The organism is Nicoletella semolina, assembly GCF_004345745.1.
Classification (GTDB): Bacteria; Pseudomonadota; Gammaproteobacteria; order Enterobacterales; family Pasteurellaceae; genus Nicoletella; species Nicoletella semolina.
Window position 1 is genome coordinate 24905 of the sequence record NZ_SLXJ01000010.1, and the last position, 22998, is coordinate 47902.

Sequence of the window (22998 nt, forward strand, 5' to 3'; positions counted from 1 at the left end):
TTTATTAAATGAAGGTATAGCGATAATAATTATTTATTGATATAGTTCGCAACCTTTTCATTTGGCGACTTGCAAAAGTGAGTCATTCTTTCATATAACGTTGATTGGAGCAAATATGTCAGCGATGTTTATTATTCAATTTGCTATCGTTCTCCTTTGTATCTTAATTGGTGCAAGAATCGGTGGTATCGGTTTGGGGGTAATGGGTGGTTTTGGGCTTATTATTCTCACTTTTGTTTTTGGTTTAAAACCAGCAGGATTTCCTATTGATGTGATGTTTATTATTATGTCAGTGGTGTCTGCGGCGGCGGCAATGCAGGCTTCTGGTGGTTTGGATTATATGATTAAAATTGCCAAAAATATTTTAAGACGTAATCCTAAATATATTACATTTATTGCCCCTTTGGTTACCTGGACATTTACTGTGTTGGCAGGGACAGGACACGTTGCTTACTCCGTATTACCCGTGATTGCAGAGGTGAGCCGTCATAATGGTATTCGCCCTGAGCGACCGCTTTCTATGGCCGTTATTGCTTCACAATTTGCGATTGTTGCCAGTCCAATTGCGGCAGCAGTTGCTTCTGTTGCGGCATTTCTTGAGCCTCAAGGGATTAATATTGGCGATATACTAATGGTTACTATTCCTGCGACATTACTTGGATTAGGGATTGCTAGCTTGATTGTGAATAAAATGGGCAAAGATTTGAAAGATGATCCGCACTACCAAGCCTTACTACAAAACCCTGAGTATGTGAAACAAAACCATCTCGATCAGAACGATCAGAATATACCATTAAAACCAACTGCAAAATTATCTGTTGGCTTATTTCTTTTAGGGGCAATATTAGTGGTGCTTATGGGAACAGTTTCATCATTACGCCCAGTTTTTGACGGTAAACCTATGGGAATGGCAAATACGATTGAAATTGTTATGCTTACCACAGCGGCATTAATTATGATTCTTTGTAAGCCAAATGGTAATGAGGTTACGCAAGGTTCTGTTTTCCACGCAGGTATGCGTGCGGTGATTGCAATTTTTGGGATTGCGTGGATGGGTGATACTTTGATGCACGCACATATGCCAGAGGTTAAATCAATGGTATCCAATTTGGTTGAAACTGCACCGTGGGCATTTGCGATAGCTCTCTTTGTTTTATCTGTGTTAGTGAATAGTCAAGGGGCAACTGTGGCAACGTTATTCCCAGTGGCAATTGCAATTGGTATTCCTGCACCAATTCTTCTTGGTGTTTTTGTAGCGGTAAACGGTTATTTCTTTATACCAAACTATGGTCCGATTATTGCTTCAATTGATTTTGATACCACTGGCACAACTCGTATCGGACGCTTTATTTTTAACCATAGCTTTATGATTCCTGGTTTACTGAGTATGGTCTTTTCTATTGCATTTGGCTTGTTATTTGCCAACCTGTATTTTTAATTTTACTTCCCTTTTTATTCGATTTCTTCACTTCCTCCGTTTAAGGAGGGAGTGAATTTTTCTTTACTTGATTTGCTGTATAGCAGAGCTTTTTTATTCATACTTTTTTATTTACTCATACTACCCACCTTGCAAACGCTGTAATAGTCTATCCATTGCTCGATAACCTAGTGCTTCAGCAAGGTGAAGTTGTTGGATATGCGTTTCATTTGCTAAATCGGCTATTGTTCGTGAGACTTTAAGTATTCGATGGTAAGCTCGTACAGAAAGCCCTAACTTAGTGAGAGCATTTTCTAAAAATAGTGCATCTTTGTCATTTAATGCACAATCTTGTTCAATTTCACGAGTTGAAAGTTGAGAATTGATTTTTCCACGGCGGTTGAATTGGATTTTTTGTGCAGCAAGTACACGCTCACGCACTTGTTGGCTGGTTTCGCCTCGTTGTTGGTTATCTGTTTGCAATGCTCCCTGCGGCAATAATGGCACTTCAATTGAAAGGTCAAACCGATCTAAAAATGGTCCAGATAAACGGTTAAGGTAACGCATTACCTGTTGGGGAGAGGCTCGATTGTGTGTACCTTGATAATGTCCTGTGGGGCTAGGATTCATTGCAGCAATGAGCTGAAAGCGAGCAGGAAATTGTACTTTAGCGTTCGCTCTAGAGATGATAATTTCGCCTGATTCAAGTGGCTGACGTAGAGCATCAAGGACTTTACGTTCAAATTCAGGTAATTCATCTAAAAACAGAACACCATTATGAGCAAGTGATATTTCCCCTGGTTTAGGGAGTGAGCCACCACCAACTAAAGCCACCATTGAAGCACTGTGGTGTGGCGATCTAAAGGGTCTTTTTTTCCAATTTTGATAATTTAGTTCATTGTGAACAAGACTAGTAATTGATGCTGTTTCAATTGCTTCACCATCACTCATCTCAGGAAGTAAATCCGCTAAACGACTAGCAAGCATCGTCTTTCCCGTTCCTGGTGGACCAAGAAAGAGTAAATTGTGTCTGCCCGCGGCGGCAATGGTTAAAGCTCTTTTGGCGTGCTGCTGCCCAATAATATCGGTCAGATCTCGACGTTCAAGCGGTGCGTATTCATCTGTTTTTTGCAAAAACTGCTGAGAAATGGGGAGTTGATCACGATTGTTGAGGAAATTAACTATCTGTAATAACGAGGTGGCGCAGTAGGTTTCTGTATTGGATACGAGAGCAGCCTCCGTTGAATTTTGTCGAGGAATGATAATTTGCCGCTTTGCTTTTTGTGCTGACAGTATAGCGGGAATGGTGCCGTGTATTCCTCGCAAATGACCTGTTAAGGCGAGTTCCCCTAGGAATTCAAACTGTTTTAATTTATCTGAATCTATTTGACCAGAAGCGGCAAGAATGCCAATCGCAATAGGAAGATCAAAACGTCCGCCCTCTTTAGGTAAGTCGGCTGGTGCAAGGTTGATGGTGATGCGACGTGCAGGAAAATCAAAATTGGCATTGAGCAATGCACTGCGTACTCGATCTCGAGCTTCTTTTACCGTGGCTTCAGGCAATCCAACCAATACCAGGCCAGGGCTTCCGTTGCTGATATGCACTTCAACAGTGATTAAAGGTGCTTCTACGCCTATTGAGGCTCGGCTGTACACAATAGATAAGGACATAATTACAAAATTCAGGTTACATAGAAAGTTGGAGAATGTGGTGAAGCGTAGTGAAATTTAAATAATCTTTACATAATAAAAAATTATTTTTTCGATCTTGATCGCAAAAATAAAGTTTTATCAGAAAATGCATAAAATATCGTGGTAAGAAAATGTGGCAAATGGTAGAATTACGCCCTTCGAAAGTGAAGCATTCTCTTTTTAAATCAAATTTCGGATTAATTATGGCAAAAGAAAATAAAAATTTGGAACAGCTCGAGCATTCAGGGCAAAGAAGCAAAGGTGTAAACACTATGTTATGGTTAATGGCAATCATCTTTGTTGTCGTTGCAGCTGTGGGTAATGTTTATTTTGTTACGCAATTATCGTTGGTTGTGCGAGTGTTGGCTTTAGTTGGTTTATTAGTTGGTGCAGTGGTGTTTATTGCCTTTACTAACCAAGGTCAAAAGGCAATTGGCTTTATGAAAGAAGCTCGTCAGGAATTGCGTAAAATTATTTGGCCTACTCGTCAAGAATCTACCCAAACTACGTTGATAGTTTTAGGCGTATGTGCAATTGTTGCATTGGCTTTGTGGGGGATTGACGCTTTAATCATTAATGTAATTACTTTTTTAACCAACTTGAGGTTCTAACATGAGCGAAATAGAAGTAAAAGAAGCCACTAAAATGCGTTGGTTTGTATTGCAAGCATTCTCTGGTTTTGAGTCTCGTGTTGCAATGACATTGCGTGAATATATTAAACTGCACAAAATGGAAGATCAGTTTGGTGAGGTGCTTGTTCCTACAGAGGAGGTGGTAGAAAACGTAGCGGGTCGCCGTCGTAAAACCGAAAGAAAATTCTTCCCTGGTTATGTGCTTGTTCAGATGGAAATGAATGATGATACTTGGCACTTGGTCAAAAGTGTGCCAAGAGTGATGGGATTTATTGGCGGTACTGCCGATAAACCAGCTCCAATTACACAGCGTGAAGCAGATCGTATTTTAAATCGTCTCCAAGAAACAGTGGATAAACCTCGTCATCGCAAAGAATTTCACCCAGGGGAAGAAGTACGTGTTTCTGATGGACCATTTGCTGATTTTATTGGTGTTGTGGAAGATGTGGACTATGACAAAGGGCGTCTTAAAGTTTCTGTTTCAATCTTTGGTCGGGCAACACCTGTTGAACTTGATTTTAATCAGGTAGAGAAACAATAAGATAATTCATTTTGATACCTTAACGGAGTTTCTAATGGTTCTCACGCATTTCGTGGGCTATTCTCCGTGGGTTATTAAGGTTGGTCAAGTTTGTAGTTAAACCAACTGGTACTTAAGTTAGTGATATTCTCCCAAAATCTTACTGACCATAAAGATATGGTTATGTATGAAATGGCTTAGGTTTTTGTTACTTATAATCCTGAACTACCTGAATACTACAGATACCCTTATTGCAAGATAGCCAATCAACCACAGGGTAGGCAAAAGGTCTGCTCCTTTATTGTATTAATTCTCTATTGAGTTATTTTTCAAGCTCTGACAACAATTTCGAGATTCTCTCTCCTATAAAAATTTCGATGAGAGAATTTACTTAGCTCAATTATAGTTAAATTTTTCACCTATTAGCTTGTTTTCTCCGCTTATCTTTATTTAGTTATTTTTACGCTAAAGCGGTCAGTTTTAGCGAAATTTTTGCAAAATTTTTCCTAAAACTCACCGCTCCCCCTCTAATATTTACACTTCTGTCATCATTTTGTCATATTTTTTGCCTACACTGCAGGTCGTGAAGTTATTTGTTTTACATTCACAAGGAGAAAAATATGTTGAATAAAGTAATAAAAAAACTGGCATTACTCGGCGTTTCTTTATCTGTTGCAGCAGCCGTACAAGCGGAAACTATTACAGGTGCAGGAGCTTCTTTCCCTTATCCTATCTATGCAAAATGGGCTGGATTATATGAAAAAGAAACGGGTAATCGTGTAAATTACCAATCCATTGGTTCTGGTGGCGGTCAGCAGCAAATTATTGCCAAAACGATTGATTTTGGTGCATCAGATGATCCGATGAAAGCGGATGATCTTAATAAACATAATCTCTTGCAGTTCCCCGCTGTGATTGGGGGAACTGTACCTGTGGTTAATCTTCCTGAGATAAAATCAGGTGAGCTTAAACTTTCAGGCACAGTATTAGCCGATATTTTCTTAGGCAAAATTAAGCAGTGGAATGATCCTGCAATCCAAGTACTTAATCCAAATCTCAACTTGCCTGCAAAAGACATCTTAGTAGTACGCCGTTCTGACAGTTCTGGTACAACATTTGGCTGGACAAATTATCTCTCTAAAGTATCACCAAAATGGAAAGAACAAGTGGGTCAAGGAAAATCGGTTAAATGGCCTGTAGGTCAGGGAGGTAAAGGGAATGAGGGAGTTGCAGCTTATGTTAAACAGCTTAAATATTCTCTAGGTTATGTGGAATATGCGTATGCGAAACAAAATGGTTTGGCGTGGGTATCTCTACAAAATGCGGCAGGTAAATTTGTACAGCCCTCTGGCGAGAGCTTTATGGCTGCAGCTGCCAATGCAAATTGGGACAGTGTGCCGAATATGGGGGTGATACTCACCAATGAAGCAGGCGATAAATCTTGGCCAGTTACTGCTGCAAGTTTCATTTTGTTACACAAAAATAGTGAGAAACCAGAACAAACTAAAAGTGTATTTAAATTCTTTGATTGGGCATTCTCAAAAGGACAAGCTGCAGCGGCAGAACTAGACTATGTGCCATTGCCAGATAATGTGGTTGAAAAAATTAAAGCACAATGGAAAACAGAAGTAAAAGATTCACAAGGTAAGTCTTTATACTAAACTTTTATTCACGCAGGGAACAAGCGGTCAATTTTTGATGATTATTTGTTGCCCTGCGTTTTATTTAATAAAGAACATTATGCACAAAATAGATAATAAATGCCTTAACCACCCTTGGGTTGAAGGTGTATTTAGAAATACAACTCGTTTTTTTGCGATCTTTGTTTTTATTTTATTAGCTGCGATTCTCGTTTCTCTAGTGATAGGGAGCTGGGATTCTTTGCGTGAATTTGGTATCGCATTTTTATGGACGAATGAGTGGGATCCCGTCCAAAACCAATATGGTGCTTTAGTGCCAATTGTTGGTACACTGATTTCAGCTGGTATTGCACTGTTGATTGCAGTGCCGATTTCATTAGGTATTGCTACATTTCTAACTGAGCTTGCACCAGATTGGCTAAAACGCCCAATTGGCACAGCAGTTGAAATGCTGGCGGCTATTCCGTCTATTATTTATGGTATGTGGGCATTATTTGTCTTTGTACCGCTCTTTCAGGAATATGTCCAGCCGCACTTGATTGATATATTAGGTGATATTCCTTTGATTGGTGCGTTGTTTTCTGGTGCACCTTTTGGTATCGGATTATTCACAGCAGGCTTAGTGTTAGGAATTATGATTATTCCTTTCATTGCATCTGTAATGCGTGATGTGTTTAGTGTTGTTCCTCCTATGCTTAAAGAGTCTGCATACGGTTTAGGTTCAACAACGTGGGAAGTAATATGGAAAATTGTGTTGCCTTATACCAAAACAGGGGTTATCGGTAGCATTATGCTAGGGTTAGGTCGTGCGTTAGGTGAAACAATGGCGGTTACCTTCGTGATTGGCAATGCTTTTACATTGCCCGATTCTATTTTCTCACCATCAACTTCGATTGCCTCTGCAATTGCAAATGAGTTTAATGAGTCAGGAGGTCTGCAAAAGTCAGCCTTGATGGAGCTTGGTTTAATTCTGTTTTTAATCACAACTATCGTGCTTTCAGCTTCTCGTTTGTTAATTATGCGTATGACACAAAAAGAAGGAAAAAAATAATGAAAGCCTATCAAAATCAACGGTTTTACTGTCGGAAAATTAAAAACCAAATAATGCTGGCACTTGCCTATCTTGCAGTTTTATTTGGTTTATTTTGGTTAGTATGGATTATCTACACGCTGATTGTGAAAGGCATTCCTGCACTGTCGATTGATCTCTTCTTATATTCCACGCCAGCACCTAATGAAAAGGGGGGCTTAATCAATGCCATAATTGGTTCAATTTTGATGGTGTTGGTGGCAACCTTGATTGCAACACCTGTCGGTATTTTAGCTGGGACATATTTAAGTGAATATGGTCGATATAGCAAACTGGCAAAAATTACACGCTTCTTAAATGATGTGTTACTTTCTGCCCCATCAATTGTTATTGGTTTGTTTATTTATGCAATTTACGTTGCTCAAGTTGAACATTACTCAGGCTGGGCGGGAGCAATCGCTTTGATGTTGTTGGTTATTCCAGTGGTTGTGAGAACTACTGATAATATGTTGAATCTCGTGCCAAATAATTTGCGTGAAGCAGCGGCAGCTTTGGGCTGTCCGCAATGGAGAGTGATTACAATGATTTGCTACCGAGCTGCACGTTCAGGGATTATTACAGGCGTACTACTTTCAGTGGCTCGTATTGCAGGTGAAACCGCACCACTGTTATTTACTGCACTCTCTAATCAATTCCATTCGTGGGATATGAATGCTCCAATGGCGAATTTGCCTGTTGTGATTTATCAATACGCCGCTAGTCCATTTGCGGATTGGAATACACTTGCTTGGGCAGGTGCGACACTTATCACGCTGTTTGTCTTATCCCTTAACATTCTGACTCGTATTTATTTCAGTAAACATAAATAAAGCAAAAAGGAAGAAAAGAATGACTGCTTTAAATATTGTTCCAAAATTAACGATTAACAATTTAAATTTTTATTATGGCGATTTTCACGCATTAAAAAACATTAATTTATCCATTGCAAAACATAAAGTAACCGCATTTATTGGTCCATCAGGCTGTGGGAAATCCACCTTGTTACGAACATTAAACCGAATGTTTGAACTTTATCCAAATCAACGAGCAACAGGTGAAATTAATTTAGATGGTGAGAATCTATTAACTTCAAACGTTGATATTTCAATTATCCGTGCCAAAGTAGGAATGGTTTTCCAAAAGCCAACCCCCTTTCCAATGTCTATTTATGACAATGTTGCTTTTGGCATTCGTCTATTTGAGAAATTACCGAAATCAGAACTTAATGATCGAGTTGAATGGGCATTAACTAAAGCTGCATTATGGAATGAGGTAAAGCATAAACTTAATCAAAGTGGAGACAGTTTATCGGGTGGTCAGCAGCAACGCCTTTGTATTGCAAGAGGCATTGCGGTAAAACCTGAAGTGTTACTGCTTGATGAACCGTGTTCTGCTCTTGATCCAATTTCCACAATGAAAATTGAGGAGTTGATCACTGAATTAAAACACGATTACACTGTTGCAATTGTGACACACAATATGCAGCAAGCCGCACGCTGTTCAGATTACACGGCGTATATGTACCTCGGAGAGTTAGTGGAATTCGGTGAAACCAAGCAGATTTTTGATAAGCCTCGATACCAACGGACAGAGGATTATATTAAAGGTAGAATGGGTTAGATCAAAAAAGGAATGAGATAAAAAAGGTTCAAAAAATAAGTTTACCTTGTACAAACGGTCTGTTTTTAGTAAAAATATGCAAATATATATTCAAAACTGACCGCTTGTAGATAATTTAAGGAACGGCAATGACAGACAAAATTTTGGTTGTTGAAGATGAGCGAGCGATCCGAGAGATGGTTGCTCTTTTTCTAACGAAGCAAGGTTACAAGGTACTGGAAGCAGAAGATTATCAAAGTGCTATTGATCAGCTTGCCGAAAAGCCGAAACTTATTTTGTTAGATTGGATGTTGCCTGCTCGCTCGGGAATTCACATTATTGATTATCTTAAAAAGCAAGAAGACACTGTGAATATCCCAATAATTATGCTAACCGCACGCAGCACGGAAGAAGACTGCATTACTTGTCTCAATGCTGGGGCTGATGATTATATTACTAAGCCATTTTCGCCTAAAATCTTACTTGCTCGCATCGAAGCACTGTGGCGACGTAGTTATGATCCGCCAAGTCCTTTATTAAAATTTGAAGAGATTACACTTGATCAACAGGCACAACGTGTACGTATAGCACAACAAGAAGTCGATTTAAGTGCAACAGAGTATAAATTTTTACATTTTTTTATGACTCATCCAGAAAAAGTCTATCGGCGTGAACAGTTACTTAATTTTATTTGGGGGAATGATATTTATGTGGAAGATCGCACTGTTGATTCCTACATTAGGCGATTACGAAAAAGCCTTGAACCCTATGGATCTGACCGTTACATTCAAACAGTGAGAGGCTTTGGCTATCGTTTTTCTAACCATTTTCAAAATGAATCATAATGAAACTCAAGATCTCGTTAAAGCATTTTATTTTAGAATTGTTGATTGCTGTGTTAAGTTCTTGGCTGCTGAGTATATTTGCTCAAGACTTTAGCCTGTGGTTTATGATTAGTTTGTTGATTTTATTGATTTGGCATCACTATAATGAATTTAGCTTATTACAAATTTTAAACCCAAACAGATCGCTTCCTCAGCGTAAAACGGTTTCAACAATTGAACATATCTCACAAACAGCCCGTTTTTATCAAGCTCGTTCACGCAAAGATAAAATTAAAAACCTACGCTTACTGTCAAAATTTAACCGACAGATTCAAGCATTACCCGATGCGTTGATTATATGTGAAACGACGGGGCTTATTTCTTGGTGTAATCAAGGATCGCAGGAGCTATTTGAATTTACATGGGATAAAACAGCACTTAAAAACATATTTAATATTATCTTTTACCCCGAATTTAAACACTATTTTTATCAATCTAAACGAAAACGTCCACTGGTGTTGCTCACTCATAATCAACGCTATATTGAGGTAAACCTACACCACTATGGTGAAGAAAATTATTTGATTGTCGCCCGAGATGTAACTTCCTTTGTACGTTTGCTACATTCTCGCCAAACTTTTTTAGCAAATATGAATCACGAATTACGCACCCCTCTCACGGTATTACAGGGCTACCTTGAAATGCTCGATCCAGAGCAAGACAATCCAGCCTTTCAAAAAAAGGCGATAGATGAAATGAAAACACAAAGTCAGCGTATGGCAACGATGTTACAACAGCTTTCGGTATTAGCTAAAATTGAACACTCGACGAATATTGAGCACGATGTTGTTGAAATGTCAGAAATGATTTTATCTCTTAAACGTAGCACTGATATTTTGAATACACATCAACAACTCATTTTTGACATTGAACCTAATATTCGAATTATGGGTGATGAAGAACAATTGCAAAGTGCGGTGTTAAATCTTATCTACAATGCTATTCGCCATTCAGGAGAGGGAGCTACCATCAAAGTGAGTTGGAAAAAACAAGGAAAAACAGCTCGTTTCTGTGTGAGTGATGATGGAATAGGTATTGAAGCTAAGCATTTGGCACACCTCACAGAACGATTTTATCGTGTTGATGAATCTCGTAGCAACAAGACTGGCGGTAGCGGATTAGGACTTGCGATTGTAAAACACGCTTTAGAACAACATCAGACTACCCTTGAGATTGTAAGTGAACCCCAAAAGGGCAGCCAATTTGCCTTTACCATTAAATCAGAACTGTTAGTAAGCAGTGGGAGTGAATAACAAATTGTAAGCGGTCAATTTTTGTCAAAAATTAACAACAATTGACCGCTTAGTCCGTGGTTTTTAGGGGAGTAATATTTTATTTAGCGTTTTTTCCAGAGCCGCCAAGCAGTGATAAAACTTGTTAGTAAGATCATAATCACAGGTGAAAGTGTGAGGCTTTTTACTGACCAGTAATAGTGAATAGTGGCGAGAATTAAAGCAGGGTAGGCTAATTGGTGAAGATTAAACCAACGAGATCCTAACCAGCGTTTAATATTAGGTAAAGATGTTATCGCCATCATTGTTAAAATAAATAATGCTACCGCACCTAAAATTAAATAAGGACGATTAATTAACTCACTACCAAATAAAGCTATGTCTTGTCCCAATTCCAGTAAAAAGTAGCTAAGCATATGTAAAAACGCCCAAAAAAACGCCCATAAACCAAGAGGGCGGCGTAGAATTTGGTAAGCATTTTTTTGCCATAATTGTAATAATATACCTAAAAGGAACATTAGACTGAAAATAAGGATTGCACCATACCCCAAAAAGTGTTGGAGTTCTTTAATAGGATCTGCCCCTAACGCTGCAACATCGTCTTGAGCAAGTACCCAAGTTAGCCAAATCAAAGGGACTGAACACCCAAAATGAATAACCAATCTAAAAACAGTCATTAATAATTTACCCTAAGATCGAGATCACGATAAAGATGTGCAACTTCCTTGTCGTAACCATTAAACATTAATGTTGGCTGACGCTTTATTGACAGCAATCCGCCACTGCCGATCACTCGTTCAGAGCCTTGAGACCAGCGAGGGTGATCAACATTTGGATTCACATTGGCATAAAAGCCGTATTCGTGCGGTGCAAGTTTTTCCCACGTTGTGCGTGGGCGTGTTTCAGAAAAAGTAATCTTCACAATAGATTTAATGCTCTTAAATCCATATTTCCAAGGTACAACGAGACGAATTGGTGCGCCATTTTGTGGTGGTAACGTTTTGCCATAAAGTCCAACGGAAAGCAAGGTAAGCGAATGCAGTGCTTCGTCTAGCCTCAAGGCTTCCACATAAGGATAGTCAATGCCGCCACCTAAAAAATAGTTTTTTTGTCCTGGCATTTGCTCAGGATCATATAAAGTATGAAAAACCACATATTTCGCTTTGCCAGTGGGTCTTGCTTTTTCAACTAAGCGAGCGAGTTCAAATCCGACCCAAGGTACAACCATTGACCAAGCCTCAACACAACGGAAGCGATAAATTCGTTCCTCTAGTGGGAAGGTATCAAATAATTGTGCATAATTCAGCGTAAATGGATTTTCTACTTCGCCTGTAATTTCCAGCTGCCAAGGGTTTGTTCTTAGCTCTTGTGCAAGATGGGCTGGTGAGTTTTTATCTACCCCAAATTCGTAAAAATTGTTATAACCAATCACTTTTTCTTCAGGAGTGAGAATGAGTCCATTGTCTGCACTTGTGGTAAACTCAAGTGGTGAAACAGCTGCTTTTTTTTGTGCAACACTAATATTTGGCAATGTCGTAGCCGCTACACCAAGACCAAATGCCTGAATAATTTTACGGCGTTGATGAAAAATAGCTTCTGGCGTAACGTCAGTAGATTTGAATGATTTCATTGACTTTCCTTGTTTTTAGCATAACCTGTTCAACCTTAGACTGATATTCTACTAAAACCTTACAAAATTTAATGAATTTCCGTATAGAATTTACCTATTTATTCATTTATCAATTCATAACATAAAATGCCAAGTACACCACAGACGCTGGATAGCTACCGCCCAGAAGAGCTTGAAACCATTCGCAGGCAAATGCTACATTTTGCAAAACTTCAGCTACAAGATATTGATTTAGCTGAAGATGTTGTACAAGAGAGTCTTGCAAGTGCCTATAAAAATGCCTCGTCATTCAAAGGTCGTGCTGCATTAAAAACGTGGATTTTTGCCATTCTAAAAAATAAGATCATCGACATACTTCACCATCAAAAACGGACAGTTACGCTATCAGAATTAGATACTGATAACTCATCTGAGTTTTTCGATAAAAATGGGCATTGGCAACAAAATATGTCTCCTAATGAGTGGCGAGGGATAGATAGCCAAATTTATCAACAAGAGTTCTGGGTTATTTTTGACCTCTGTTTAAATAAATTACCGCCGTTGCAGGCTCGTGTCTTTATGATGCGAGAACATTTAGAATTGACGAGCCAACAAATTTGCGATGAGTGCGGTATATCAACAGCCAATTTACACGTTTTGTTATATCGCTCTCGTCTACAGCTACAACGTTGCCTGACAAAAAATTGGTTTGAGAAATAAAATGGGATTGGAAAACAAATATGATGAATTGTCGACAAGCTACCGCTATAATCTCCCGCTCTTTAGAGCAAAAATTGACGTATTCAGAACAATTAGGGCTTAAATTTCACTTGCTACTTTGCTCAAGGTGTCGCTGTTTTCGTCAAAATAATTATAAACTTAGCCAACTAGTTAAAGATTACTGCCATCGGACAGAAAAGATTTAGTGCTATTTATATGCCATTCAACTATATTTAATCTAACTACAGAAAAATAAATAATGAAAACCCTTGCTAAACAAGCTAGAGAAGCCTGTATCATCTTGGCACAGTCTAGCCAATCGGATAAAAATCGAGCCTTATTCGCACTTGCTGACGCTCTGCAGACTCATCGTGCAGACCTTCTCTCTGCGAATGCACAAGACGTTGAAAATGCAAAGCGTCAAGGCTTGTCGTCTGCCATCATTGACCGCCTTTTACTCACCCCTGAACGATTGGATAATATTGCCAATGATGTCCGAAGTATCGCAAGCTTACCCGATCCTGTCGGTCAAATTATAGATGGTGGTATATTAGACAGTGGATTATGTATTAAGCGTCAGCGTGTGCCACTTGGTGTGATTTTAGCCATTTACGAAGCTCGTCCAAATGTAACTATAGACGTTGCTGCACTTTGTTTAAAAACAGGTAATGCGGTGATATTACGAGGCGGAAAAGAGACAACTGACACAAATGCCGTGCTTGTCAAGATTGTACAATCGGCACTATCAGCAGCACACTTACCTCCAAACGCCGTACAAGCTGTAACAAATCCTGATAGAGGGTTGTTATTAGAACTATTGAAACTCGATCGAGAGATTGATATGGTGATTCCTCGTGGTGGTGCTGGCTTACATCAGTTTTGCAAAGAAAATTCAACCATTCCTGTCATTGTTGGTGGGATTGGGGTATGTCATATTTATGTGGAAGCAACCGCTGATTTAGAACCTTCCCTTGAGGTGATCGTAAATGCGAAAACCCAGCGTCCTAGTACTTGTAATACGTTAGAAACGCTCTTAGTCGATCGCAAAATTGCAGCACAATTTTTACCTAAACTAGCGCAACGCTTAGAAGAAGCAAAAGTCACCATTCACAGCGATGATTTTCCAACCGCATTGCAAAAAAATGGCATTATTCAACCGCTCGATCCTAGTCGCCTAAATCAAGAATGGCTTTCTCTTAATCTCAATGTGGTTGTGGTGGAAGGTATAGATAACGCTATTGAGCATATCCGAACTTATGGCAGCCAACACTCTGAATCCATTCTCACAAACGATCACCTCAAAGCTCGCCAATTTGTACAGCAAGTTGATGCTGCAGCCGTTTATATTAACGCAAGTACACGCTTTACCGATGGTGCACAGTTTGGTTTAGGGGCAGAAGTGGCGGTCAGTACTCAAAAATTACACGCTCGAGGTCCAATGGGGCTTGATGCCTTAACGACTTACAAATGGGTGTGCGAAGGCAATTATCTTTGTAGAAAATAGCCCAAGACAGGGAACTAAAAAATGAAAGAAAAATTTTTAACCTTTTTTAAATTATTCATTCACCGAATGAACGAGAATAAAGTCAGTGTTTTTGCAGGCTATTTGACTTATACCACCTTACTTTCTATCGTGCCAACAATTATGGTCGTGTTGTCGGTATTCTCTTTTTTTCCTATGTTTGATGAAGCGGCTGCACAAATTATTTCATTTACTTATGACAATTTTGCTCCACATGCAGGTGATGTGGTACAAAGATATTTAGATATGTTCGTTGAAAATTCGAGAAAAATGGGACTGGTCAGCATTTTGGGACTAATCGTTGTTGCAGTAATGCTTATCTCAAGCATTGATAACGCACTGAATCAAATTTGGCACACCTCTCAAAAACGCCCACTGATTCCCTCTTTCTTGATTTACCTCGCCGTACTTATTTTGGGACCTATTTTTGCGGGCTTAAGTATTGCCATCAGTTCTTACCTTTTCTCGCTGCGTATTTTTGAAGATCGAGGGGTACTTTCTTTACATTATATTTTAGAATTTGTGCCATTTATTATTACTTGGTTAATGTTTAGTCTTATTTACCTTGTTGTCCCAAATACCCATGTTCGCTTTAAGCACGCAGCCATTGGTGCATTACTTGCAGGGGTATTTTTTACACTTGGTAAACAGGTTTTCATTTGGTACATCACCACTTTCCCTTCTTATCAAGCCATCTACGGTGCATTGGCGATCATTCCAATTATGTTTGTGTGGATTCAACTAAGCTGGCAAGTCGTGTTGTTAGGTGCTCAATTTGCTTCCACATTAAAAGATTTGGAGATGATTGAGCAAGGCACGCTAACTAATCCTCTTAGTGAAACCCACTCATCTTTGGAGCAACAATGATTGCATTAATCCAACGAGTAAAATGGGCAAAGGTTGAAATTGCTAAACAGGTTGTTGGGAAAATTGATTCTGGACTGCTGGTTTTTTTGGGTGTTGAACAACAGGATAACGAAGAGAACGCCAACAAATTATTAGAAAAAGTCCTCAATTATCGAGTGTTTTCCGATGAACAAGGAAAAATGAATCTTAATGTACAGCAGGCTAACGGTCAGCTATTAATTGTGTCTCAATTTACCTTAGCCGCAGACACACAAAAAGGACTAAGACCGAGTTTTTCTCGTGCAGCAGCCCCTCAACAAGCAGAAAAACTCTATCATTATTTTCACCAGCAAGCCTTGCAAAAAATTGATACGCAAACAGGGCAATTTGCCGCCGATATGCAAGTCAGCTTACAAAATGATGGACCTGTTACATTTTGGTTGCAAGCATAAATGTTGTCGTATATTCATTCACAAATTCAACACTACCTCCCAGATCAAAAACAATTTCTGATTGGTTTAAGCGGCGGTGTTGATTCCGTTGCGTTGCTTCATCTCTTCAAAGATCTACGCTTTCTTCACCCCATCACATTGCGTGCCATTCACATACACCACGGGCTTAGCCTCAATGCTGACCATTGGGCTGAATTTTGCCAAGCTCTGTGCCACCAATGGCAAATTCCATTGGTTGTTGAAAAAGTGAGTGTTGAGGGAAAAGATGGCGTGGAAGCTAACGCTCGCACTGCTCGTTATTGTGCTGTGGAGCAAGCAATCCTTACTAATGAGGTTTTTGTAACGGCACATCATCTTGATGATCAAGTGGAAACCTTTTTCCTTGCCTTAAAACGGGGGAGTGGCATTCAAGGATTAGCAGCAATGCAAGCGGTCAGTTTTCGCCAAAATATGACGCTATTTCGCCCCCTGCTAACCATTGATAAAAAGCAGATCATCGCCTACGCCCAACAACATCAACTACATTGGATTAACGATGAAAGTAACGAGAATACGAACTACGATCGTAATTTTCTACGCCACCAAGCACTTCCTAAATTCACAGATCGTTGGTCGCATTTTTCTAAAATGGTGGCTCGCTCAAGCCAACATTGTGCTGAACAACAACAATTGATTGAAGAACTACTCACACCAGAACTCACAAAGTACCAAGATATAGAAAAACGCACACTGAACATACAAGATTTCAGCCACTTTTCCCACGCCAAGCAGCAGCAATTAATCCGCCTATGGCTAAAGCAGTACCATATTCCAATGCCATCGTTGGCTCAACTTGAACAAATTTTATCCTTAATCTTTGCTGCACAAGATAAAAACCCACAACTCACCCTAGGTAGATGGACTCTCCGTCGCCATCATTCTTTTATCTACCTCACGGCGAAAATAGAACCACTCTCTTTCCTTTCTCACCCACTACAAGCTCAAGATACCTTCCATTTACCCGCCCAACTAGGCTACATAGAGCGTAATCAACAAGAGATTACTTACACATTTTCAGGTAAAACTGACCGCTTACAGCTACCTGAAGCGTTAAAACAAAAAGTGGTTAATATCCGATTGCAGCAGAAAGGAAAAGTGAAGTGCTACGGGCGATCGCAGCGAGAAGAAATGAAAAAAATCTGGCAGCAACATCGCATTCCTGTATGGGAAAGAGACCGTACCCCTATTGTATTTATTGACGACCTATTTATTGGAATACTATCCATTAGAAATCGAAAAATCGATCCTTAAGCGAGAAGTTTTGCTCAAAATTTTGCAAAATTTTGTTACAATCAGACCGCTTAACTTATAAGAGAAAAATGAATGATGACTATCAGCACCTTTAATCGTACTTGGGCGAGAGTGATATTGTCTGCCCTATGGCGTTATGGCGTAAAACACTTTTGTATCGCTCCAGGTTCTCGCTCTACACCCTTGACACTTGAAGCAGCGTATTTACAAAACCAGCAGCTTGCACAATGCCATGTACACTTTGATGAGCGAGGGTTAGGTTTTTTTGCTTTAGGGATTGCTAAAGCAACAAATGCCCCTGTTGCGATCATTGTCACATCAGGTACCGCAGTGGCGAATTTGTATCCAGCCATTATTGAAGCCAGCATTACAGGACAAAAATTAGTCGTGCTATCTGCTGACCGCCCACAAGAATTGATTGGGTGTGGTGTCAATCAGGCGATTGAACAGCAAGGAATTTTTGCCAATTATCCGATTAAAAATGTCAATTTACCGAAACCGAGTCAGCAATTTACTGCTCGTTGGTTAGCGGCAACGGTAGAGAATGTTTGTTCAATACAACGGCAACAAGGCGGAGTGATTCATTTGAATGTACCATTTGTTGAGCCACTTTATGAGGCGGACGAAGAGGCGATTGGCTGTGATCCGTGGCTTGCACCTATTCAGCGTTGGTTAAATCAGCCTAAAGTGCGTTGGTTCGATAATCAATCTATCCAAAATGATGTTTTAATGCACGAAAATTGGGATTATTGGCGGACAAAAAAAGGCGTAGTGGTGGTTGGAAAACTGCCTCTTGAGCAAGGAATGGGCTTAAAAGCGTGGGCAGAAACTCTTGGTTGGTGTTTGATTAGTGATGTGCAGTCAGGCATTGATGCAAGCCTGCCTTATGCAGATATTTGGCTCTCTAACAAGACCGTGGAACAGCGTTTATTACAAGCGGATATTGTGGTGCAATTTGGTTCGCAGATTGTCAGCAAGCGAGTCAATCAATTCCTCAATGCGTTTCAAAAAGAGTTTTGGTTAGTTGATGAATCCAGTAATTATTTAAATCCTTTTGCTCATCAGCAGACTCGTTTTGTCGCTAAAGCACACCATTTTATTCGAGTTCACCCACCTTTACGCCAAAAACCGTGGCTACTTGAACCGCTTGCGTTATCGCAATTTTGTGCTTCGTTTATTGAAAAACAGGTCGGTGGAAATTTAAATGAGGCTTCATTAGCACATCATATTGAGAGAGTGTTGCCCGCTGGTGGGAATTTATTCCTCGGTAATAGTCTGTTTGTGCGTTTAGTAGACGCATTATGTAAATTGCCAGAGGGCTACCCTGTTTATACGAATCGTGGTGCGAGCGGCATTGATGGCTTGATTGCAACAATGGCAGGCGTAGCAAAAGGCAGTGATATAGCGACAGTGGGCGTGATTGGTGATATTTCAGCCCTTCACGATCTTAACTCAATGGCATTATTACGTCAGGTAACGCAACCCACTATTTTATTTATTATCAACAATAATGGCGGAGCAATTTTTGATATGCTGCCTGTTGATACACAGGTTAAGGATAAATACTATCGCCTTTCACACGGTTTAGAATTTTCACAAATTGCAACAATGTTTGGATTAGAATATTTGCGTCCTTATACTTGGGCTGATCTCGGCACGAAATTGAAGCAAGCATACGTGCGTAAAAGTGCCACGATTGTTGAGATTAAAGTGAATGATCAAGAGGGTAGTTCACTGTATAAATCGTTGCTTGAACAAATTTCACGTGCTTCTATTGATTAATAATATACTTATTGGTCTATGATGTTAGCGTATCAATGGCATGCCAGAACAGGTATTCCTGTGGTTTTTTTACACGGTCTGCTTGGCTCCCAAGCGGATTGGTCTGGTGTGTTAGTTGAGTTACAGAGGTTAGTTGATTTGCAAAAATTGCCTCAAATTCGACCGCTTGTGATTGATTTACCTTGCCACGGAGGCAGCCAGCAGATTGCTTGCCGTGGTTTTAGCGAGATTCGACAAGCACTCGATATGACCTTAAATAAGCTAATCCAGCAACCTTTCTGGTTAGTTGGTTATTCATTGGGGGGGAGAATTGCATTGGATTATGCAATCAATGCATCTCATTCCCCTCATTCTGCAGGTTCTCTCTATCTGCTCGGTGCATTACTGGAGGGGGCAAATATTGGCTTAAAGACTGAAGAAGAGCGACAGCTGAGATGGAAAAGTGATCAGGCTTGGGCAAGTCGTTTTCGCCAAGAAACATTGAGTGAAGTGCTAAAAGATTGGTATCGACAACCTGTTTTTGCTCATCTTTCTGCCTTACAAAGGCTTAATCTCATTGATCAACGCACAAATAACGATGGTAAGAAAATTGCCCAAATACTGGAGGCGACAAGCCTAGCTAAGCAGCCTTGCTATGATCAGTTATGCAATAATTTGGTCAAATCTCACCGCTTACACAAAAGATTTCATTTCTTTATCGGTGAATTCGACCGAAAATTCCGCCAAATGGCGACAGAGAACCATTTATCGCACACTCTTATTAGGGAAGCTGGGCATAATACGCATTTGGAACAGCCACAGCAGTTTGTGCAGCAACTGCTTCAGTTTATTGGAACGCATTCCTCATCAAGCTAGTTTCAGTCGTTACTTGACCCTATATCGCTGTTGCTTACTTCTTGCCAAGTGTTTAATTGCCAATAAGCGGTAAGTTTTATTAAAAAAATTACAACAATATTTGTTGTTGGGCTTGAGCGGTTAGATTTTCCACCTTGTTCGCTCGCACCACCACGTTATCCTCCGAACGAATCCCTCCAAATACCTTAAATTGCTCAATCTTTTGCCAATTGAAATAACGTCCAAGTGAGTGGTTTTTCCAAGGATCTAACAACATTTCAATAAAATACAACCCAGGTTCAATTGTCAGAACCATATTTTCAGCAAGATCACGAGTACAGCGTAAACTTGGATACATATCGGGTGCTGCCTTGTGTGTGCCACGCTGATTTTGCTGAAACCCTGCCACATCGTGCACTTGTAGCCCAAGTTGATGCCCCAAACCGTGAGGGAAAAAGCTACGGCTAATACCAGATTCAAAAATTTGTTCCGCAGGCAATCGTACAAAATCAAATTCTTGTAATGCTTGTGAAATCCATTGGTGCATTTGGGTATGGTAATTTAAATAATTCACGCCCACTTGCAGGCAACTAATCGTATCCAGTTTGAATTGATCAATTTTAGCCACTAATGCAGCAAACTCACTGTGCGGATCAAAGGCGTATGTGCGGGTAATATCGGAAGCATAGCCAAGGTAAGTGGCACCAGCGTCAATAAGAAAACTATAGCGAGAACTCGGCAATTGATGCTCAAGAGTGGTGTAATGCAATATAGCGGCATTCTGATTGATTGCCACAATATTGCCGTAAGGCACATTAGTGTCTGATTGTAGGCTTGCTTGTAGATAAGCAAGATTGATCTCAAATTCACTTTTGCCGTCAAAAAAGGCTTGTTGGGCTACTTGATGCCCTTTTAGAGCATTGTATTGTGCTTGAAAAATACACTCAATTTCAAATTCGGTTTTGATTGAACGCTCAAAATGCAGTACATTAAGCACCTTTTGCGGATTGATCTGCTTAAAGCCTAAATTGTGGGCTAAAATCTCATTTTCACCGATAAAAGCACAACGCTCTGGTTGCTGAATGAAAGACTTTATTTGCATTGGTTCATTTAAAATTTGCCAGTCAAAAACCGCTGAAAAAAACGTCTCTGTTGGTGGATTAGGGGTAGCGTGCCAGTAATCTTGGGGAGCGTAAAAGTAGACTTTCGGTTTATTTTGACCATCAACAAATAGCCAACTCTTTTCCGCCATAGGGTGAGGGAAAAAGTAATTAAAATGCGGATTGACCTTAAAAGGTGCGTCCTGATCATCTAGAAAATAGGATTTGGCAGCCCCTGCATAAATCCACAATCCGTCTAAACAAGTCGCTTCCAAAATATGCTGAACAACTTGTTGTAGATGTGCGATGTGTTGTGTGAAACGTTGCTGCATATAAGCTCCTACATTGAGAGAAATAAATGAGAGAATTAATTTATCATCATACCTTAGACACCACTGGACTTCGTTGTCCAGAGCCTGTAATGCTTACCCGAAAGACGATTCGTCAAATGCTAGAGGGAGAAATATTATTGATCATCGCAGATGACCCTGCAACCACTCGGGATATTCCGAGCTTTTGTGCATTTATGGATCATCAGCTACTGAAATATGAGGGTGACAAGTTGCCTTATCGTTATTGGATAAAGAAAGGATTATAAATTTCCTTTCGTTTATTAGGCATAATGGAAGAAGTTATTGTAGGGAAAATCAATGTATTAGTATTGTAAACGTAAAAGCAAACCAAGATTTTCCCTAAAGCAATTTATGCTAATGTAGCTAAAGCACCATCATAATCAGGCTCTTGCTTAATTTCTGGTACGAGTTCACTATGTAAAACACGATTGTTCTCATCTAATACAATCACTGCACGAGCCGTTAAACCTGTGAGCGGTCCAGATGTAATGTCAACGCCTAAAGCACGATGAAAATCCTTATTACGGAAAGTCGATAGTGTTTGTATATTTTCAATGCCTTCAGCACCACAAAAACGTCCGTGTGCAAAAGGCAAATCAGCTGAAACACACAACACAACCGTATTTTCGCATTCTGTAGCTTTTTGATTGAATACTCGCACAGAGGTCGCACAAATGCCAGTATCAATACTTGGGAAAATATTGAGAATTTTACGCTTTCCGCTGAAACTAGAAAGAGACACATTTTCCAAACTAGAATTAACTAAAGTAAAATCTGAAACAATTTGTTCAACTTGTGGAAAGCTCCCTTCAACATCAATCGGATTGCCTGCTAATGTAACCATAAAAAAACCTCGTTGTGATCTAAACAATGAAAAAATGTCCTTCACTATACCGCTTTTTTATTAGAATGAATAGTGGCTAAATCTTACAAGCGGTGCATTTTATTAAAAAATTTGTAACAATTTTCTTTTTTGGATATTGCAGAGCATCCGTTATACTGCGGATCTATTTTCAAGATACATTCACTATTTTCGATAAATTAAAGGGTTATCTCATGTTAAAACTCATTCGAATTTTTATCGTTGGATTGGCTGCTATTCTGATTAGCTTGATCGGCACAATTTATGCACTACTGCGTTTACGCCACCCAAGTAGCGTAGGGGTCGTTGCTCGTATGTTTAGTCAATTACATAAATTATTAGGTATCAAATTAATTTGCCGCCCAATGCCAGAATTTAACCAACCAGCCATTTATATTGGCAATCACCAAAATAATTATGATATGGTAACGATCAGCTCCATGATGCCTGAACGCACTGTTAGTGTCGGAAAAAGCAGCCTTATCTGGGTTCCGTTTTTTGGCTTAGTCTACTGGGCAACAGGGAACATTTTCATTCGCAGAGAAAAACGCAGCAGTGCAATTAGTACAATGAACCAAGTAGCCAGTATTATCAAACAGCGGCAAATCTCTATTTGGATGTTCCCTGAAGGAACCCGCAGTCGAGGTAAAGGATTACTGCCATTTAAAACAGGGGCATTTCATACTGCCATTGCCGCAGGCGTGCCGATTGTACCTGTCGTTTGCTCCACGTTGCACAACAAAATCGATCTTAATCGCTTAAATAATGGCGTGGTCATTTGTGAAACATTACCGCCTATTGAAACATCAGGATACAATCGAGACAATATCAAAGAATTGATTGAGAAATGCTACACCGCTATGCAAACTAAGATCGCAGAATTGGACAATGAAGTAGCGCAGCTAGAAAATTTACAACAAGAAAACTCACAATAATATAAAAA

Annotated in this window: 24 protein-coding genes; 19 read left to right on the plus strand and 5 right to left on the minus strand. The window is 39.7% G+C overall.

What is annotated here, in order from left to right; translation table 11 throughout:
* Positions 1-115: 115 nt before the first annotated feature.
* Positions 116-1438, plus strand: coding sequence for an anaerobic C4-dicarboxylate transporter (locus tag EV693_RS06955; RefSeq protein WP_132501645.1), 1323 nt, complete (start codon positions 116-118; stop codon positions 1436-1438).
* A 120-nt stretch (positions 1439-1558) separates the two neighbouring features.
* On the opposite strand, the gene EV693_RS06960 is transcribed toward EV693_RS06955, so the two are convergent.
* Entirely contained in the window at positions 1559-3088 is a 1530-nt protein-coding gene (locus EV693_RS06960) for a YifB family Mg chelatase-like AAA ATPase (RefSeq protein ID WP_132501646.1), read from the minus strand.
* Positions 3089-3312: 224 nt separating this feature from the next.
* Here EV693_RS06960 and secE point away from each other — a divergent pair, with 224 nt between their 5' ends.
* The 8 genes from secE to phoR all read left to right on the plus strand — a co-directional run bounded on the left by secE (position 3313) and on the right by phoR (position 10706).
* Positions 3313-3720, plus strand: coding sequence for a preprotein translocase subunit SecE (secE, locus tag EV693_RS06965; protein WP_132501693.1), 408 nt, complete (start codon positions 3313-3315; stop codon positions 3718-3720).
* Position 3721: 1 nt separating this feature from the next.
* Positions 3722-4282 carry a transcription termination/antitermination protein NusG gene (gene nusG / locus EV693_RS06970; protein WP_132501647.1) on the plus strand — a complete coding sequence of 187 codons (561 nt, stop codon included), beginning with the start codon at positions 3722-3724 and terminating at the stop codon, positions 4280-4282.
* A gap of 599 nt (positions 4283-4881) precedes the next feature.
* A complete protein-coding gene (gene pstS / locus EV693_RS06975) occupies positions 4882-5922 on the plus strand; it encodes a phosphate ABC transporter substrate-binding protein PstS (protein WP_132501648.1) in 1041 nt (346 codons plus the stop codon).
* A gap of 79 nt (positions 5923-6001) precedes the next feature.
* Positions 6002-6952: a phosphate ABC transporter permease subunit PstC gene (pstC, locus tag EV693_RS06980; RefSeq protein WP_132501649.1), complete on the plus strand. Its 951-nt coding sequence runs from the start codon at positions 6002-6004 to the stop codon at positions 6950-6952.
* The gene (pstA, locus tag EV693_RS06985; protein WP_132501650.1) at positions 6952-7800 is read left to right on the plus strand and encodes a phosphate ABC transporter permease PstA; all 849 of its coding nucleotides are present in this window, start codon (positions 6952-6954) and stop codon (positions 7798-7800) included. The genes pstC and pstA overlap by 1 nt, the downstream gene beginning before the upstream one ends.
* A gap of 19 nt (positions 7801-7819) precedes the next feature.
* A complete protein-coding gene (gene pstB, locus EV693_RS06990; protein WP_132501651.1) occupies positions 7820-8590 on the plus strand; it encodes a phosphate ABC transporter ATP-binding protein PstB in 771 nt (256 codons plus the stop codon).
* Between the two features lie 128 nt (positions 8591-8718).
* The gene (phoB, locus tag EV693_RS06995; RefSeq protein ID WP_132501652.1) at positions 8719-9414 is read left to right on the plus strand and encodes a phosphate regulon transcriptional regulator PhoB; all 696 of its coding nucleotides are present in this window, start codon (positions 8719-8721) and stop codon (positions 9412-9414) included.
* Positions 9414-10706 (plus strand): phosphate regulon sensor histidine kinase PhoR, encoded by a 1293-nt coding sequence (gene phoR / locus EV693_RS07000; RefSeq protein ID WP_132501653.1) that lies wholly within the window; start codon positions 9414-9416, stop codon positions 10704-10706. The genes phoB and phoR overlap by 1 nt, the downstream gene beginning before the upstream one ends.
* An 83-nt stretch (positions 10707-10789) precedes the next feature.
* On the opposite strand, the gene EV693_RS07005 is transcribed toward phoR, so the two are convergent.
* On the minus strand, positions 10790-11362 hold the full coding sequence (locus tag EV693_RS07005) for a protein-methionine-sulfoxide reductase heme-binding subunit MsrQ (protein WP_132501654.1): 573 nt from the start codon (positions 11360-11362) through the stop codon (positions 10790-10792).
* On the minus strand, positions 11362-12315 hold the full coding sequence (gene msrP / locus EV693_RS07010) for a protein-methionine-sulfoxide reductase catalytic subunit MsrP (protein WP_132501655.1): 954 nt from the start codon (positions 12313-12315) through the stop codon (positions 11362-11364). Before msrP ends, EV693_RS07005 begins: the two co-directional genes overlap by 1 nt.
* 126 nt (positions 12316-12441) lie before the next feature.
* Here msrP and EV693_RS07015 point away from each other — a divergent pair, with 126 nt between their 5' ends.
* The 8 genes from EV693_RS07015 (at position 12442) to menH (ending at position 19761) form a co-directional block, all read left to right on the plus strand.
* A complete protein-coding gene (locus EV693_RS07015; protein ID WP_132501656.1) occupies positions 12442-13014 on the plus strand; it encodes a sigma-70 family RNA polymerase sigma factor in 573 nt (190 codons plus the stop codon).
* A 23-nt stretch (positions 13015-13037) separates the two neighbouring features.
* Positions 13038-13220: an anti-sigma factor family protein gene (locus EV693_RS09795; RefSeq protein WP_132501694.1), complete on the plus strand. Its 183-nt coding sequence runs from the start codon at positions 13038-13040 to the stop codon at positions 13218-13220.
* A gap of 53 nt (positions 13221-13273) precedes the next feature.
* Positions 13274-14518 (plus strand): glutamate-5-semialdehyde dehydrogenase, encoded by a 1245-nt coding sequence (gene proA / locus EV693_RS07025; protein WP_132501657.1) that lies wholly within the window; start codon positions 13274-13276, stop codon positions 14516-14518.
* Positions 14519-14539: 21 nt separating this feature from the next.
* The gene (locus tag EV693_RS07030) at positions 14540-15403 is read left to right on the plus strand and encodes a virulence factor BrkB family protein (RefSeq protein ID WP_132501658.1); all 864 of its coding nucleotides are present in this window, start codon (positions 14540-14542) and stop codon (positions 15401-15403) included.
* Complete coding sequence (dtd, locus tag EV693_RS07035; RefSeq protein ID WP_132501659.1) at positions 15400-15834, plus strand: D-aminoacyl-tRNA deacylase; 435 nt, start codon at positions 15400-15402, stop codon at positions 15832-15834. The genes EV693_RS07030 and dtd overlap by 4 nt, the downstream gene beginning before the upstream one ends.
* On the plus strand, positions 15835-17124 hold the full coding sequence (gene tilS / locus EV693_RS07040; protein WP_132501660.1) for a tRNA lysidine(34) synthetase TilS: 1290 nt from the start codon (positions 15835-15837) through the stop codon (positions 17122-17124).
* A gap of 75 nt (positions 17125-17199) precedes the next feature.
* The gene (menD, locus tag EV693_RS07045; RefSeq protein ID WP_132501695.1) at positions 17200-18906 is read left to right on the plus strand and encodes a 2-succinyl-5-enolpyruvyl-6-hydroxy-3-cyclohexene-1-carboxylic-acid synthase; all 1707 of its coding nucleotides are present in this window, start codon (positions 17200-17202) and stop codon (positions 18904-18906) included.
* Positions 18907-18927: 21 nt separating this feature from the next.
* Entirely contained in the window at positions 18928-19761 is an 834-nt protein-coding gene (gene menH, locus EV693_RS07050) for a 2-succinyl-6-hydroxy-2,4-cyclohexadiene-1-carboxylate synthase (RefSeq protein ID WP_132501661.1), read from the plus strand.
* Positions 19762-19849: 88 nt separating this feature from the next.
* Here menH and pepQ read toward each other — a convergent pair whose 3' ends face one another.
* Positions 19850-21172, minus strand: coding sequence for a Xaa-Pro dipeptidase (gene pepQ / locus EV693_RS07055; RefSeq protein ID WP_132501662.1), 1323 nt, complete (start codon positions 21170-21172; stop codon positions 19850-19852).
* 26 nt (positions 21173-21198) lie between these two features.
* Here pepQ and tusA point away from each other — a divergent pair, with 26 nt between their 5' ends.
* A complete protein-coding gene (tusA, locus tag EV693_RS07060; protein WP_132501663.1) occupies positions 21199-21438 on the plus strand; it encodes a sulfurtransferase TusA in 240 nt (79 codons plus the stop codon).
* 104 nt (positions 21439-21542) lie between these two features.
* On the opposite strand, the gene tpx is transcribed toward tusA, so the two are convergent.
* Positions 21543-22037, minus strand: coding sequence for a thiol peroxidase (tpx, locus tag EV693_RS07065; protein WP_132501664.1), 495 nt, complete (start codon positions 22035-22037; stop codon positions 21543-21545).
* Positions 22038-22249: 212 nt separating this feature from the next.
* Here tpx and EV693_RS07070 point away from each other — a divergent pair, with 212 nt between their 5' ends.
* Positions 22250-22990, plus strand: a complete 741-nt coding sequence (locus EV693_RS07070) for a 1-acylglycerol-3-phosphate O-acyltransferase (RefSeq protein WP_132501665.1) — start codon at positions 22250-22252, stop codon at positions 22988-22990.
* Positions 22991-22998 lie beyond the last annotated feature (8 nt).